Origin of the sequence: Bradyrhizobium sp. 63_E2_N1_3 (assembly GCF_052076005.1) — a bacterium.
GTDB lineage: Bacteria > Pseudomonadota > Alphaproteobacteria > Rhizobiales > Xanthobacteraceae > Bradyrhizobium > Bradyrhizobium barranii.
In genome coordinates, this window is sequence record NZ_CP197235.1 from 2179307 (window position 1) to 2193023 (window position 13717).

15 protein-coding genes and 1 other RNA gene are annotated in these 13717 nt (G+C 64.0%); 9 read left to right on the top strand and 7 right to left on the bottom strand.

The features are described 5' to 3' along the window. The first annotated feature begins 137 nt into the window (after positions 1 to 137). Positions 138 to 887 carry an outer membrane protein gene (locus AB7531_RS10185; RefSeq protein ID WP_063981608.1) on the top strand — a complete coding sequence of 250 codons (750 nt, stop codon included), beginning with the start codon at positions 138 to 140 and terminating at the stop codon, positions 885 to 887. 477 nt (positions 888 to 1364) lie between these two features. On the opposite strand, the gene feoB is transcribed toward AB7531_RS10185, so the two are convergent. From feoB to ssrA, 7 genes are all read right to left on the bottom strand, one after another. Further along, a complete protein-coding gene (gene feoB, locus AB7531_RS10190) occupies positions 1365 to 3236 on the bottom strand; it encodes a ferrous iron transporter B (RefSeq protein WP_063981609.1) in 1872 nt (623 codons plus the stop codon). Between the two features lie 23 nt (positions 3237 to 3259). Then, complete coding sequence (locus AB7531_RS10195) at positions 3260 to 3535, bottom strand: FeoA family protein (RefSeq protein ID WP_063981610.1); 276 nt, start codon at positions 3533 to 3535, stop codon at positions 3260 to 3262. Positions 3536 to 3650: 115 nt separating this feature from the next. Next, complete coding sequence (locus tag AB7531_RS10200) at positions 3651 to 3905, bottom strand: ribbon-helix-helix domain-containing protein (RefSeq protein WP_014493044.1); 255 nt, start codon at positions 3903 to 3905, stop codon at positions 3651 to 3653. Then, positions 3902 to 4090, bottom strand: coding sequence for a DUF4169 family protein (locus tag AB7531_RS10205; protein ID WP_063981611.1), 189 nt, complete (start codon positions 4088 to 4090; stop codon positions 3902 to 3904). Before AB7531_RS10205 ends, AB7531_RS10200 begins: the two co-directional genes overlap by 4 nt. Positions 4091 to 4368: 278 nt before the next feature. Then, positions 4369 to 5817: a class II fumarate hydratase gene (gene fumC / locus AB7531_RS10210; protein WP_028156440.1), complete on the bottom strand. Its 1449-nt coding sequence runs from the start codon at positions 5815 to 5817 to the stop codon at positions 4369 to 4371. A gap of 89 nt (positions 5818 to 5906) precedes the next feature. Further along, on the bottom strand, positions 5907 to 6425 hold the full coding sequence (locus AB7531_RS10215) for an SspB family protein (RefSeq protein WP_063981612.1): 519 nt from the start codon (positions 6423 to 6425) through the stop codon (positions 5907 to 5909). Positions 6426 to 6545: 120 nt separating this feature from the next. Beyond that, positions 6546 to 6911, bottom strand: a transfer-messenger RNA (tmRNA) gene (ssrA, locus tag AB7531_RS10220). A 96-nt stretch (positions 6912 to 7007) separates the two neighbouring features. On the opposite strand from ssrA, the gene AB7531_RS10225 reads away from it, so the two are divergent. The 8 genes from AB7531_RS10225 (at position 7008) to AB7531_RS10260 (ending at position 13599) form a co-directional block, all read left to right on the top strand. Further along, on the top strand, positions 7008 to 7613 hold the full coding sequence (locus tag AB7531_RS10225; RefSeq protein WP_063981613.1) for a chromate transporter: 606 nt from the start codon (positions 7008 to 7010) through the stop codon (positions 7611 to 7613). Then, positions 7610 to 8140 carry a chromate transporter gene (locus AB7531_RS10230; protein ID WP_063981614.1) on the top strand — a complete coding sequence of 177 codons (531 nt, stop codon included), beginning with the start codon at positions 7610 to 7612 and terminating at the stop codon, positions 8138 to 8140. Before AB7531_RS10225 ends, AB7531_RS10230 begins: the two co-directional genes overlap by 4 nt. 94 nt (positions 8141 to 8234) lie before the next feature. Continuing rightward, positions 8235 to 8996, top strand: coding sequence for a tripartite tricarboxylate transporter TctB family protein (locus AB7531_RS10235; protein ID WP_063981615.1), 762 nt, complete (start codon positions 8235 to 8237; stop codon positions 8994 to 8996). 7 nt (positions 8997 to 9003) lie between these two features. After that, positions 9004 to 10518 (top strand): tripartite tricarboxylate transporter permease, encoded by a 1515-nt coding sequence (locus AB7531_RS10240; RefSeq protein ID WP_028147708.1) that lies wholly within the window; start codon positions 9004 to 9006, stop codon positions 10516 to 10518. Between the two features lie 135 nt (positions 10519 to 10653). Beyond that, on the top strand, positions 10654 to 11634 hold the full coding sequence (locus tag AB7531_RS10245) for a tripartite tricarboxylate transporter substrate binding protein BugD (RefSeq protein WP_063981616.1): 981 nt from the start codon (positions 10654 to 10656) through the stop codon (positions 11632 to 11634). A gap of 170 nt (positions 11635 to 11804) precedes the next feature. Beyond that, the gene (locus AB7531_RS10250) at positions 11805 to 12599 is read left to right on the top strand and encodes a thymidylate synthase (RefSeq protein WP_063981617.1); all 795 of its coding nucleotides are present in this window, start codon (positions 11805 to 11807) and stop codon (positions 12597 to 12599) included. Positions 12600 to 12604: 5 nt separating this feature from the next. After that, positions 12605 to 13090 carry a GNAT family N-acetyltransferase gene (locus tag AB7531_RS10255; RefSeq protein WP_063981618.1) on the top strand — a complete coding sequence of 162 codons (486 nt, stop codon included), beginning with the start codon at positions 12605 to 12607 and terminating at the stop codon, positions 13088 to 13090. After that, positions 13090 to 13599 carry a dihydrofolate reductase gene (locus tag AB7531_RS10260; protein WP_084794997.1) on the top strand — a complete coding sequence of 170 codons (510 nt, stop codon included), beginning with the start codon at positions 13090 to 13092 and terminating at the stop codon, positions 13597 to 13599. Before AB7531_RS10255 ends, AB7531_RS10260 begins: the two co-directional genes overlap by 1 nt. The last annotated feature ends 118 nt before the right edge of the window (positions 13600 to 13717 follow it).

Below are 13717 nucleotides of genomic sequence, written 5' to 3' on the forward strand. Positions count from 1 at the left end.
GCTTGGGTGTTGCCATTTTGATACGAGCCCAAAATCCCCTCGCGCGTAAACTTCAGGATGTTCGCAAGCTTTATGCACGCCAGCCTGCATTAGGGCTCGCTTCTGACGAAAGAAATTTGAGCAAAGGGGACGAAACGATGAAGAAAAAGCTTTCGATCGCGGCGATCGGCTTCGCTGCGCTGAGCATGGCGGCTCCGGCCATGGCGGCCGATATGGCCGTCAAGGCGCCGCCGCCGGCACCGGTGGTGGCGGTTTACAACTGGACCGGATTTTACATCGGCGCCAACGGAGGCTGGGGGCAGAGCCACGGTTGCGTCGATTTGATAACGCCCGCAGGCAACGTCGCAAGTGGTTGCGCCGATCGCTCCGGAGGCCTCGTCGGTGGACAGATCGGGTATCGCTGGCAGACCAATCAGTTCGTGCTCGGCCTGGAAGCTCAGGGTGATTGGGCCGAGATCAAGAACACACGCGTCAGCGTGATCGATCCGTTTATCTCGACCACGGGCAAGACCGATGCGATCGGGCTGTTCACGGCTCAGCTCGGTTGGGCATGGAACGCCTCACTGCTCTACGTGAAGGGCGGCGCCGCCGTGACGCGCAATCGCTTTGACATCTTCAACAACGTCACAGGCGTCGGCCTCGCCTCGGCAGGTCACACGCGCTGGGGCGGTGCCCTGGGTGTTGGCTGGGAGTATGGCTTCAGCCCGAACTGGACGGTCGGTGTCGAATACGACCACCTCTGGATGGGGCGTGACAACACCTCCTTCGCAGGCGTGGTCACACCCGGTGGGTTCACCCTCACCGGCAGCGGTGTCACCCAGGATATCGACATGGTCACGGTTCGCGTGAACTATCGCTTCGGCGGTTACGGCGCGGCGCGCTATTGATCCAAAGTCCTCCCAGTGAACTCAGGCCCCGGCATCGACCGGGGCCTTTTTCATGGGGAGCGAAAGCAAACGCGCGGATGTCCGGCATCAATTCCTGCGGTTATGTTTGCCAGTAATGATGAGGCACCGGAGGAGGCCTTGCGTCGCCTCCATTTGATTTGTTGATTTTGGTTCGGACCGAACGCGTCCAGTCGTATGGTGGCGCAGTCGAGGTGGGAATCCCGGGAGGATGCCATCTGCTCCTGTTTTGCCCGACGGCGCAACCGGCACGCCGTAGTCCGTAGCCCGGATGGAGCGTAGCGCAATCCGGGAATCCTCGCATCAGATGCGCTTTCCCGGACTTCGCTGCGCTCCATCCGGGTTACGTCTGTTTCCTCGGATGCATCAACGACTTCACTGACGTCACCGATCACGAGCCCGACAATCCCCGTCTACTGTGCATGGGGTTGTTTTCGCAATTTTAGTTTGGAGAGGGCGCTACCCCGCGCCGAGCGCGACCGCGACGTTGTAGGTCAGAAGGCTCGCGGCATAAGCCAGCACCAGCATGTAGAAGAAGGTCACGGCCATCCAGGTCCAGCTGCCGGTCTCGCGCCGGATCACCGCGAGCGTGGATGCGCATTGCGGGGCGAAGATGTACCAGGCCAGCATCGACAGCGCGGTGGCGAGCGACCATTTCGTCGCCAGCACCTGGCCGATCTGCTCGGCCGCTTCCTTGCCGCCTTCGATCGCATAGACGGTGCCGAGGGCTGCGACCGCGACCTCGCGCGCCGCCATGCCCGGGATCAGCGCGACCGCGATCTGCCAGTTGAAGCCGACGGGGGCCAGCAGCGGCTCGAGCGCCTTGCCGATGATCGCGGCGAGGCTGAAGTCGATCGCGGGTTCGGTGGCGCCCGCGGGCGGCTGCGGGAACGAGGCCAGAAACCAGATCAGCACCATCATCGAGAAGATCGTGGTGCCGGCGCGATGCAGGAACATTTTCGCCCGCGTGTAGACGCCGATCGCGATCGATTTCAGCCGCGGCATCTTGTAGTCCGGCAGCTCCAGCATGAACGGCGCCGGCGCATAGTCGCGCAGCATGAAGAACTTGATCAGGAACGAGACGACCAGCGCGCTTGTGATGCCGGCGGCGTAGAGGCCGAACATCACGAGGCCCTGGAGGTTGATGAAGCCCCAGACGTCCCTGGCCGGAATGAAGGCAGAGATGATCAGCGTGTAGACGGGAATGCGCGCCGAGCAGGTCATCAGCGGCGCGATCAGGATCGTGGTCAGCCGGTCGCGCTTGTTGTCGATCACGCGCGTCGCCATGATGCCGGGAATGGCGCAGGCAAAGCTCGACAGCAGCGGAATGAAGGCGCGGCCGTGCAGGCCGGCGCCGCCCATGATGCGGTCCATCAGGAACGCGGCGCGCGCCATGTAGCCGAAGTCTTCCAGCAGCAGGATGAACAGGAAGATGATGATGATCTGCGGCAGGAACACGATGACGCTGCCGACGCCAGATATCACGCCGTTCTGAAGGAAGCTCTGCAGCAGGCCGGCGGGCAGGGTGGCGTGCACGAATTCGCCGAGCGCGTCGAAGCCGTTGTTGAGCAGGTCCATCAGCGGCTGTGCCCAGGCGAACACCGCCTGGAACATCACGAACAGGATGAGAGCGAGCACGATCAGGCCGCCGACCGGATGCAGCACGACCGCATCGATCCGCGCGGTCCAGGTGTCGGGTCTAGCAGGCAGGCTGACGCAGTCGGCGATGATGCGGTCGGCCTCGCGCTGGGTGGCGCGCAGCTCGGCGACGCTGAGCGCGCTCCAGCTGTTCTCCCGCGGCTCCGCGGCGAGTTTCGCCGAGATCTCGTCCGTCAGCGCCAACAGGTCGGCCGTGCCGCTCTTGCGCACCGCGATCGAGGTGACCACGGGCACGCCGAGCTCCTTGGCGAGCCGCTCCACGTCGACGGTGATGCCGCGGCGGCTCGCGATGTCGAACATGTTGAGCACGAGGATCATCGGCCGGCCGGTGCGCTTCAGCTCCAGCAGCAGGCGGATGGTCAGGCGCAGATTGGTCGAGTCGGCCACGCACAGCACGAGGTCGGGCACGGTTTCGCCGGACGCCTTGCCGAGCACGAAGTCACGAGTGATCTCCTCGTCCGGGCTGCGGCCGCGCAGCGAGTAGGTGCCGGGCAGGTCGACCACCGAGACCTGGCGTCCCAGGGGCGTGACGAAGAAGCCTTCCTTGCGCTCGACGGTGACGCCGGGATAGTTCGCGACCTTCTGTCGGCTGCCGGTCAGCGCGTTGAACAGCGACGTCTTGCCGCTGTTCGGCGTGCCCACCAGGGCGAGATGCAGCAGAGGAGCTTCCATGGGATCAGATTTCCGGTCGCTATCTAGGCGACAATGATGGCCATGGCTTCACGACGGCGGACCGCAATCGTGATGTTGTCGACACGGACGGCGATCGGGTCGCGCCCGACCAGGCCCTCGTGCAGGACCTCGACCCGGGCGCCCTCGACGAAGCCGAGCTCGATCAGCCGGCTCTCGAGCTCGATGTCCGAGAGCGCGGAGCCCGCATCCCCGGCGGAAAGGTGTTGGATGATGCCGATATAGCCGCGCTGGGCCAGGCCCAGCGGCATCCGCGAACGCGTGTCATTGGTGTCGGTCATGCCCTGTATTTTCAACGCAGGGCAGTGAGGTCAAGCGCGCGGGTCGGCTGAAACTGCACCTTAGAGTGATTTTAAAGTGCAGAACCGTGAGGCGCCGTTGGGGGACGCCCAACGGCTACTGGGCCGGGACCTTTTCCGGCTGGATGGCGGCCATGGCGCGGCTCTTGAAGTAGTCGAGGACGAACAGGCGGATCGCCGAGGACAGATTGCCCTGCTGGCGGTTGCCGTCGATCTCGCCGACCAGCTCGGACAGCGTCATGTTGCGCAGGCCCGAGATCTCCTTCATGCCGTTCCAGAACGCCTCTTCCAGGCTGACGCTGGTCTTGTGGCCGGCGACCACGATCGACCGTTTCACCACGGGCGACTTCATGACTGATCCTCGCGATCGATCTGATGCTGGTCCAGATGCGCCTTCGCCTGGTCCGCGCGTGTCTCCTCCGCCGACCGCTCCGCCTTCGTGCGGCCGAACTTCGCCCGGTTGACGTCCGCCTGCTTCGCCGTGGCTTCCCGCTCGGCGCGCTTCCTGAAACGATTCAGGTTGATGACGTTCCCCATGCCGCGTCTCCATCATCCGCTCCTCTTCTGGCAGGATGAAACATTCAGAAACTGGGTGCCGTGTTGCGCCCTATGAGACTTGATCGCCATTCGCTCGTCCTCGTCAATTGGCCCCTCGGGCCATCAAACGATGAATTAGCCCCGTCAAAGGGCAGAGAGGCCTGCGTAGCACGCCGCCTCGCCACAACATTGACGGTAATCAAATCCCGGCCCTTAGGCCTTATATTTATGAGCCCCAGGGCACCGTATCATTACGGATGACTATCGGAATTCGGAATTCATCCAGGCCGCGTCATTTTCTCCGGCTGCACCAGCCGGTCGAACTCGTCGGCCGAGACGAAGCCGAGCCGCAGCGCCTCCTCCTTCAGCGTGGTGCCGTTGGCATGCGCGGTCTTCGCCACCTTGGCGGCGTTGTCATAGCCGATCTTCGGGGCGAGCGCGGTCACCAGCATCAGCGAGCGCTGCATCAGCTCCCTGATGCGCTTTTCGTCGGCGCGGATGCCGCTGACGCAATGTTCAGTGAAGGAGCGCGCGGCGTCCGCCATCAGCCGGATCGAGTGCAGCATGTTGTAGGCGAGCACGGGCTTGTAGACGTTGAGCTCGAAATGGCCCTGGCTGCCGGCGACTGTGATCGCAGTGTGATTGCCGAACACCTGGCAGCACACCATCGTCATCGCCTCGCACTGCGTCGGGTTGACCTTGCCGGGCATGATCGAGGAGCCCGGCTCGTTCTCCGGCAGGATCAGCTCGCCGAGGCCCGAGCGCGGGCCCGATCCGAGCAGGCGGATGTCGTTGGCGATCTTGAACAGGCCTGTCGCGACGGAATTGATGGCGCCGTGCGCCAGCACATAGGCGTCGTTCGAGGCCAGCGCCTCGAATTTGTTGGCGGCGCTGGTGAAGGGCAGCTTCGTAATCCCAGTAACGTGCTTTGCGAACAGTCTTGCGAAGCGCGGCTTGGAGTTGAGGCCGGTGCCGACGGCGGTGCCGCCCTGGGCCAGCGGATAGAGGTCCTTCACCGCGACCTTGAGGCGGGCGATGCCGCTTTCGACCTGCGCGGCGTAGCCGGAAAATTCCTGGCCGAGCGTCAGCGGCGTGGCGTCCTGGGTGTGTGTCCGCCCGATCTTGACGATTTTTGCGAACTCCTTCTCCTTCTTGCGGAGCGCGCGCAGCAGCTCGCCGAGGGCAGGGACGAGATCGGCATTGATGCGGCTTGCGGCCGCGATGTGCATCGCGGTCGGGAACGAGTCGTTCGACGACTGGCTCATGTTGACGTGATCGTTGGGATGCACCGGCTTCTTGGCGCCGAGCTCGCCACCGAGCAGCTCATTGGCGCGGTTGGCGATGACCTCGTTGAGATTCATGTTGCTCTGCGTGCCCGAGCCGGTCTGCCACACGACAAGCGGGAAATGATCGTCCAGCTTGCCCTCGATCACCTCGCGCGCGGCGCGGATGATGGCGTTGGCCCGGCGCTGGTCGAGCAGGCCGAGCGCGAGGTTGGATTGTGCGGCGGCGAGCTTGACGATGCCGAGCGCATGCACGAGCTCGATCGGCATGCGGTCGATGCCGATGCGGAAATTCTGGCGCGAGCGTTCGGTCTGCGCCCCCCAATAGCGATCGGCGGGGACCTCGATGGGACCGAAACTGTCGGTCTCGGTGCGGCTGGCGGGGCGGGCAGTCTTCGAGCGAGCAGTCTTCGAGCGAGCAGTCTTGGCCATGAGCACATCCATTCTGCGGCACGGAATGCCGTGCAGCCTCTTCATGTGCTCTTCTATATCGGCAGTTTGGCCGGGCGCGACCGTTTCGCGCCCAACCTAGATCATTTCTTGCGGAAACGATCGAGCCGCACCACCTCGGCGCCGCCCTGGTTCGGGGCGGTCGGCTCCTCGGCACTTTCGGCCGGCTCACTGGCAGGCGCGGGCACTGCGACGGCCGACGGCGCGGGAGCGGCCGGCAATGTCTCGGATGAGACCTCGGCGACATCGGAGGTGTCGAACTGGAGGCCGAACTTCACGGACGGATCGAGGAAGCTCTTGATCGCGCTGAACGGCACGATCAGCCGCTCCGGAATGCCGCCGAAGGACAGGCCGACCTCGAAACGGTCCTCGAGCACGGTCAGATCCCAGAACTGGTGCTGGAGGATGATCGTCATCTCTTCCGGGTATTGCGCCAGGAGCCGCGACGACAGCTTCACGCCCTCGGCCTTCGACACGAAGGTGATGAAGAAATGGTGCTCGCCCGGCAGTCCATGGGACGCGGCATCGGTCAGCACCTTCCGCAGCACGCCGCGCAGCGCGTCGCGGGCCAGCACATCGTATCGGATATGATCGGTCGCCATGGTGGTCCTGTTGCATTCCAGGAGTTGGGCCCTGCCGGCCCGACTCGCCAAGCCGCAATAGTACCGCGCCTGACGGGTCAGCAGGAGTCCCCGCCGGGAAGGAAATAAAAATAAGAGGTAAGTGGAGGCTTCTGTTGCCAGGTGCCTCCGAACCCCGCCTAACGGAGCTTAACCCGTTAGGACTTTAAGATGGTCTTTCAAACTGCGTTACGCAGCCTGAGCAACCGGAGCAAAGTTGTCGTTGGCAACTATTGCAGTAGCCCGATAACGGCGGAACAATACCGGGAAAAAGCACGCCCTTTACGCCCTCGTCGATCCTATTTCGCCCCCGCCAAAACCCGCTCTGGGTGAGCCCGCTGGTGGGCTTTGGTGGAGGCGCCGGGTACCGCCCCCGGGTCCGAATGGTTTATTGCGACGACCGTTTATTTCCATAGCCGGCGAACCGGCACCCCCAATATAGGGGGCAAAGGTTTCAAATGACAGGTGTTTCGAGCGGCGATCCCACGGTTCCCTTTGGATAGGTTCCGGCCGGGCCTCGGTATGATCTTGGCCCTGGGACGGCCAGCGTTCTAAGCTCCTGACATGTCCACGGATTCAGCACCGGCCGCCCAAGAGCCGGACCATCCAGCCGCCCACGCTCCTCCGCCCGGCCTCGTCGCGCTGTTCCTGGCCTTCGCCCGGATGTCGCTGGCCGGCTTCGGCGGGGTCCTGGTGTTTGCCCGCCACGCCATCGTCGATCAGCACCGCTGGATGACGGCGGACGAGTTCAACGAGACCTTTGCGCTCTGCCATTTCCTGCCCGGGCCCAACATCGTCAACCTGTCGATGGTGTTCGGGTCGCGGCTGCGCGGCATCGCCGGCGGCGTTGCCGCCTTTACCGGGCTGTTGCTGCCGCCGACGGTGATCATGACCGTGCTTGCGATCATCTACGCCCGGTTCGGCGATGTGGAGGTGCTGCGCCGGATCCTCGCGGGCATCTCCTGCGCGGCGGTCGGGCTGCTGATCGCGGTGGTCTTTCGCATGATGATGCCCCTGCTCAAGCGGATGGACGTCGTCGTGCTCATTCTCATGCTCGGCGTGTTCGTTGCGATCGGCGTGCTTCGCCTGCCGCTCCAGGCGGTGCTGCTGGTCGCGATTCCAATCAGTATCGGCGTCACATATTGGGTGCGGCGGAAGGTAGCAGCATGAACAGCGAAAACCCGATCTGGGCGCTGATCTCCACCTTTGGTCTAATGTCGCTGTTCGCAGTCGGCGGCGCTGCGGCGGCGGTACCGGAGATGCACCGCATCGCGGTCGACGTGCATCACTGGATGACCGAGAAGCAGTTCGCCGACGCCTATGCGATCGCACAGCTCTCGCCAGGTCCGAACGTGCTTATCGTCACGTTAATCGGCTATGCCGTCGCCGGCATCCCCGGCGCGCTGGCGGCGACGCTGGCGATGTGCCTGCCAACGGCGCTGCTTGCCTATTATGTCAGCCGTCTGCTGAGCCGGCCCAGCCAATCCCGCTGGCCCGCCTTGATTCAGACTGCACTGGTTCCGCTATCGATTGGATTGATGGCAGCCAGCGCCCTGATCCTGGCCCAGTCGACCGATCGCACCTTTGCTGCGCTGCTTCTGACCGCGGCGGTTGCAGTGCTCGCGTCCGTCTCGCGCATCAATCCACTCTGGCTTCTGCTCGCCGGAGGCCTGATTGGTTTTGCTGGCATTGTGTAATGAAAATCGCTAGGCAGTGATCCGGGCGGGGGATCCTTTTCCAGCCGATTAGAACAACAGTGCTCGTGACTTAGGAGTCGCGGAGGAGACAAGCATGGCCGACACGATGGGCCACTCGGCGACTGCCACCCGAAACACCTCGGTGGCGATCGGCTTCTGCCTGCTGGCGATCGCGCCGCAGATTTTCGAATTCATCTGGTCGATCGGGACGATCTTCGGCTGGGGTGCCGGGCGCGGCCCACTGCAGGTCGTAACCGGCCATGCGACGGCGCTGCTCGCCGGCGCGCCCAGTGCAATATTCGGATCGTTCGGTGCCGGCACCAAGAAGGCATCATCCGATGTGCTGCTGGCCCTGATCTATTCCTATCCACTGTTTGCAGTGGCGATCCTCACGCTGTTCATGACGATCCGGTCGGCGCAGGATTATGTCGGCGGCGTCATCCTGATGGCGCTCGCCCTGTTCGCGCTGTGGGCGTCGAGCGATCTGCAGGGCATGCGCGGCTTCTCCTTCGGCGCCGGCACGGCACCGCGGATGTTCGGTGGATTGCTGGTGGCCTTGTCGGCCGGCATCGCCTTGACCGGCCTTCTGACCGATGGGCCGGCGATGGCCCATTATTCCTGGCGCGGGCCGCTGTTCGTGATGGTCGCGATCCTGTTTTTCGCGCTGGCGATCCGGCCGCTCGGCCTCGTGGTCACGGCCTTCGTGAGCTTCATGATTGCAGCGCTGGGCTCGCATGAGACGCGCTGGCTGGAGGCCGCCATCGTCGGCGCCTGCCTGACGCTCGGCTGCGCAATCCTGTTCCCGTACGTGCTCGGGTTGCCGATGCCGATGTTCCCGCGTTTCCTGGTTCAGTGAGGGTGTAATGGAGCTCTTTGCCAACCTCGCTCACGGTTTTGCCGTCGCGTTCTCTCCGATCAACCTGCTGATGTGCCTGATCGGCGCCCTCGTGGGCACGCTGGTCGGCGTGTTGCCGGGCATCGGCACCATCGCGACGGTCGCGATGCTGCTGCCGATCACTTTCGGCCTGCCGCCGGTCGGCGCGCTGATCATGCTCGCCGGCATCTATTACGGCGCCCAGTATGGCGGCTCGACCACGTCGATCCTGGTCAACATACCCGGTGAGGCGACCTCGGTCGTCACCGCCATCGACGGCCACCAGATGGCCAAGCAGGGCCGCGCCGGCCCGGCGCTGGCGATCGCCGCGATCGGCTCGTTCTTCGCCGGCTGCGTTGCGACCGTCTTGATCGCCGTCCTCGGCGCGCCGCTCACGAAGCTCGCGCTGGCGTTCGGTCCGGCCGAGTATTTCTCGCTGATGGTGCTCGGCCTGATCTTCGCGGTGGTGCTGGCCAAAGGCTCGGTGCTGAAGGCGATCGCGATGATCGTGTTCGGCCTGCTGCTCTCGATCGTCGGCTCGGACATCGAGACCGGCGCCTCGCGCATGGCCTTCAACATTCCGGAGCTCGCCGACGGCCTCGGCTTCGCGACGGTGGCGATGGGTGTATTCGGCTTCGCCGAGATCATCCGCAATCTCGACGCCGGCGCCGAGATGAATCGCGATCTCGTGCAGCAGAAGATCACCGGCCTGATGCCGACAAGGAAAGACCTGACCGACTCGGCGCCTGCGATCCTGCGCGGCACGGTGCTCGGCTCGATCCTCGGCATTCTGCCGGGCGGCGGCGCGGTCATCGCGTCGTTTGCCGCCTATACACTCGAGAAGAAGCTCGCCAAGAACCCGTCGCGGTTCGGCCGCGGCGCGATCGAGGGCGTGGCGGGGCCGGAAAGCGCCAACAACGCTGCGGCGCAGACATCGTTCATTCCGCTGCTGACGCTCGGCATCCCGCCGAACGCGGTGATGGCGTTGATGGTCGGCGCGATGACCATCCATGGCATCGTGCCGGGCCCGCAGGTCATGCAGAAGCAGCCGGATCTGGTCTGGGGCATGATCGCCTCGATGTGGATCGGCAATCTGATGCTGATCATCATCAACCTGCCGCTCGTCGGAATCTGGGTGCGGCTGCTGCGCGTGCCTTACCGGCTGATGTTCCCCTCGATCGTGATCTTCTGCGCGATCGGCATCTACTCGGTGAACAACGCACCGGTCGACGTCATCCTCGCGGGCGTCTTCGGTCTGGTCGGCTACTGGCTGATCAAGCACGATTTCGAGCCGGCGCCGCTGCTGCTCGGCATGGTGCTCGGACCGCTGATGGAAGAGAACCTGCGTCGTGCGCTGCTGATCTCGCGCGGCGACTGGAGCGTGTTCCTGACGCGTCCGTTGTCGGCGGTGCTGCTGGCGATCGCGGCGTTTCTGCTGATCCTCACGGTCCTGCCCGTGCTGCGCGCCAAGCGCGATGAGGTGTTCACCGAATCCGAGAACTGACCGCGCCTGCGTCGTCGCGGCGCCCTGCGTCCGCACGCCGCATTCGGAAGTCCAATCGACTTGTGTGACCGCTTCGTGAAATGAAAATGCCGGCCCTGTGGCCGGCATTTTTGTTTTACGTCCGAGGGGATCGAGATGACTTCCATTCGCGCGCTTGCGGGCGCATGTGCTGCGGCGTTCGCATCGTTGTGCGGCTTTGTCGCACCGGCGGAGGCGCAGACCTATCCGACGCGCAGCATCACCATGATCGTGCCGTTCGCGGCCGGCGGACCGACCGACGTGATTTCGCGCATCGTCACCGGGCACATGGCGCAGACGCTCGGACAGAGCATCATCATCGAGAACGTGGTCGGCGCCGGCGGCACCACCGCGACCACGCGCGCTGCGCGCGCGGCCAATGACGGCTATACGCTCATTACCGGGCATATGGGCACGCATGCCGCCTCCGTGCCGCTCTATCCGAAACTCGCCTACCACCCGGAAAAGGATTTTGAGCCGGTCGCGCTGCTCGCGGGCACGCCGATCCTGATCCTGGCGCGCAAGGACTTTCCGCCGAAAGACCTCAAGGAGTTCGTCGCCTACTTGAAAGCGAACGCCGAGAAGGTCAACGCCGCGCATGCCGGCGTCGGCTCGGTCTCGCACGTCTCCTGCGAGCTCCTGCACTCGATCCTCGACGTCAAGCCGGTCGGCGTGCCCTTCAACGGCACGGGCCCCGCGATGAATGCGCTGGTGGCCGGACAGGTCGATTACATGTGCGACCAGATCGTCAATGCGGTGCCGCAGATCAATGCCGGCACCATCAAGGCCTATGCGATCGCGACGGCCGAGCGCAATCCGTCGCTGCCGAACGTGCCGACGACGGCGGAGGCTGGCCTGCCTGCCTTCCAGGCCCAGGCCTGGAACGCGATGTTCGCGCCGAAGGGAACCTCGCCCGCGATCATCGCGAGCCTGAATGCCGCCGCCATCAAGGCGCTCGACGACGAGACGGTGAAGAAGCGCCTGCTCGAGCTCGGCAGCGTCATTCCGGGGCCCAAGGACCGGACGCCGGAGGCGCTGGCGACCCTCGTCAAGAACGAGATCGCGAAGTGGACCCCGGTGCTCAAGCCGGCAACTTAACGAGCACTTTCAAGCCGATAGGCGAGGGGCGGGACGCAAGTTCCGCCTCTTGTTGTTTGCACCGGGAACAGTCACTTTTCGGGGTATAATGGGCTTAAACAGCGAATCGCTGCTGTCGTAGCGCGGGGCGCGCCGTTAAGTTCGCCGCCTCCCCAAAGGCTCAATGGCACATGCACCAGTATCAGGACCTGCTCGAGCGGATTCTTTCAGACGGCGCCGAGAAGACCGACCGGACCGGCACCGGCACGCTGTCGGTGTTCGGCCATCAGATGCGCTTCAACCTGTCTGCCGGCTTCCCGATGCTGACCACCAAGCGGCTGCCGCTGAAGGCGATCGTGCATGAGCTGTTGTGGTTCCTGAAGGGCGACACCAACATCAAATATCTGCGCGACAACGGCGTCACCATCTGGGACGAGTGGGCCGATGCCAATGGCGATCTCGGGCCGGTCTACGGCCGTCAATGGCGTTCCTGGCCCACGGCCGACGGGCGCAGCATCGACCAGATCGCCAATGTCATCGACATGATCAAGCGCACCCCGGACTCGCGCCGGCTGATCGTCACCGCCTGGAATCCCGCCGACGTCGAGAAGATGGCGCTGCCGCCCTGCCACCTGCTGTTCCAGTTCTATGTCGCCAACGGCAAATTGTCGTGCCAGCTCTATCAGCGCTCGGCCGACGTCTTCCTCGGCGTGCCCTTCAACATCGCTTCCTACGCGCTGCTCACCATGATGGTGGCGCAGGTCACGGGATTGAAGCCCGGCGACTTCGTCCACTCGCTCGGCGACACCCATCTCTATTCCAATCACCTGGAGCAGGCGCGGCTCCAGCTCACGCGCGCGCCGCGGACGCTGCCGGTGATGCGGATCAATCCCGATGTGAAGGACATCTTCTCCTTCCGCTACGAGGATTTCGAGCTCGTCGGCTACGACCCGCATCCGCACATCAAGGCGGAAGTCGCGGTCTAACGCAGATGTCGTTGACCATCCGCCGCGTGCGCGCCGGTGAAGCCGGGCTGGTTCTTGCTCTCATCCGCGAGCTTGCCGAATACGAAAAGCTTTCGCACGAAGTCGAGGCGACCGAGGCGATGATTGCGGAAGCGCTGTTCGGCGAGCGTCCGCAGCTCTATTGCGCCATTGCCGAGTGGAACGGCGAGCCCGTCGGCTTTGCGGTCTGGTTCGTCAATTTCTCTACTTTCAGCGGCCGTCACGGCATCTATCTCGAAGATCTCTATGTGCGGCCGTCGCATCGGGGCAAGGGCCTCGGCAAGGCGCTGCTGGTCTATCTCGCCAGGGAGTGCGTCGACAACGGCTGGTCGCGGCTGCAATGGGCGGTGCTCGACTGGAACGCGCCGTCGATCGCGTTCTACAAATCGCTCGGCGCCGTCATGATGGACGACTGGACGCTGTGCCGCGTCACCGGCCCCGCGCTGACACGACTTGCAGGGAGCGCGTCCTGATGGAGATCATCTTCGTCGTAGCGATCGCGGAGAACGGCGTCATCGGCGCCGGCAACGGGTTCCCGTGGCGATTGAAATCCGACATGGCGCGCTTCAAGGCGCTCACGATCGGCAAGCCCGTGATCATGGGCCGCAGGACCTTCGAAACCCTGCGCCGGCCGCTTCCTGGCCGTACCAACATCGTCATCACGCGCGATGCGGATTATCGCGCCAATGGCGCCATCGTCACGACATCGGCTGCCGATGCGGGCGCGGTTGCGCTTGGCGATGCCCTGCGGCGTTCGGTCGCCGAGATCGCGGTGATCGGTGGCGCCGAGATCTACCGGCAATGGCTCGATCGCGCCGATCGCCTCGAAATCACCGAAGTGCATGCGCGCCCCGAAGGCGACACGCATTTCGACATCGACAAGGCAGAGTGGGATGAGGTTGAGCGCATCCGGCATCCTGCCGGACCCGACGACAGCGCCGACTACTCCTATGTGACATATCGTCGGCGGGCGGGCAATTAACCGCATTCGTCAATGTTTACATTGACTTTTTCGTGCCCGAGCATAGCTCGAGGGACAGCCCGGGCCGCGTTGTAAGGGACTTGCCTGTCCCCTATAAAGCCGGACCGGACAAAGCGGG

Coding starts and splice junctions, on each gene's coding strand:
- AB7531_RS10185 (WP_063981608.1), top strand. CDS start 138: ATGAAGAAAAAGCTTTCGATCGCGGCGATCGGCTTCGCTGCGCTGAGC.
- AB7531_RS10235 (WP_063981615.1), top strand. CDS start 8,235: ATGGCCGACACGATGGGCCACTCGGCGACTGCCACCCGAAACACCTCG.
- AB7531_RS10255 (WP_063981618.1), top strand. CDS start 12,605: ATGTCGTTGACCATCCGCCGCGTGCGCGCCGGTGAAGCCGGGCTGGTT.
- fumC (WP_028156440.1), bottom strand. CDS start 5,817: ATGGATGTGCTCATGGCCAAGACTGCTCGCTCGAAGACTGCTCGCTCG.
- AB7531_RS10245 (WP_063981616.1), top strand. CDS start 10,654: ATGACTTCCATTCGCGCGCTTGCGGGCGCATGTGCTGCGGCGTTCGCA.
- AB7531_RS10225 (WP_063981613.1), top strand. CDS start 7,008: ATGTCCACGGATTCAGCACCGGCCGCCCAAGAGCCGGACCATCCAGCC.
- AB7531_RS10230 (WP_063981614.1), top strand. CDS start 7,610: ATGAACAGCGAAAACCCGATCTGGGCGCTGATCTCCACCTTTGGTCTA.
- AB7531_RS10260 (WP_084794997.1), top strand. CDS start 13,090: ATGGAGATCATCTTCGTCGTAGCGATCGCGGAGAACGGCGTCATCGGC.
- AB7531_RS10240 (WP_028147708.1), top strand. CDS start 9,004: ATGGAGCTCTTTGCCAACCTCGCTCACGGTTTTGCCGTCGCGTTCTCT.
- feoB (WP_063981609.1), bottom strand. CDS start 3,236: ATGGAAGCTCCTCTGCTGCATCTCGCCCTGGTGGGCACGCCGAACAGC.
- AB7531_RS10195 (WP_063981610.1), bottom strand. CDS start 3,535: ATGACCGACACCAATGACACGCGTTCGCGGATGCCGCTGGGCCTGGCC.
- AB7531_RS10250 (WP_063981617.1), top strand. CDS start 11,805: ATGCACCAGTATCAGGACCTGCTCGAGCGGATTCTTTCAGACGGCGCC.
- AB7531_RS10205 (WP_063981611.1), bottom strand. CDS start 4,090: ATGGGGAACGTCATCAACCTGAATCGTTTCAGGAAGCGCGCCGAGCGG.
- AB7531_RS10200 (WP_014493044.1), bottom strand. CDS start 3,905: ATGAAGTCGCCCGTGGTGAAACGGTCGATCGTGGTCGCCGGCCACAAG.
- AB7531_RS10215 (WP_063981612.1), bottom strand. CDS start 6,425: ATGGCGACCGATCATATCCGATACGATGTGCTGGCCCGCGACGCGCTG.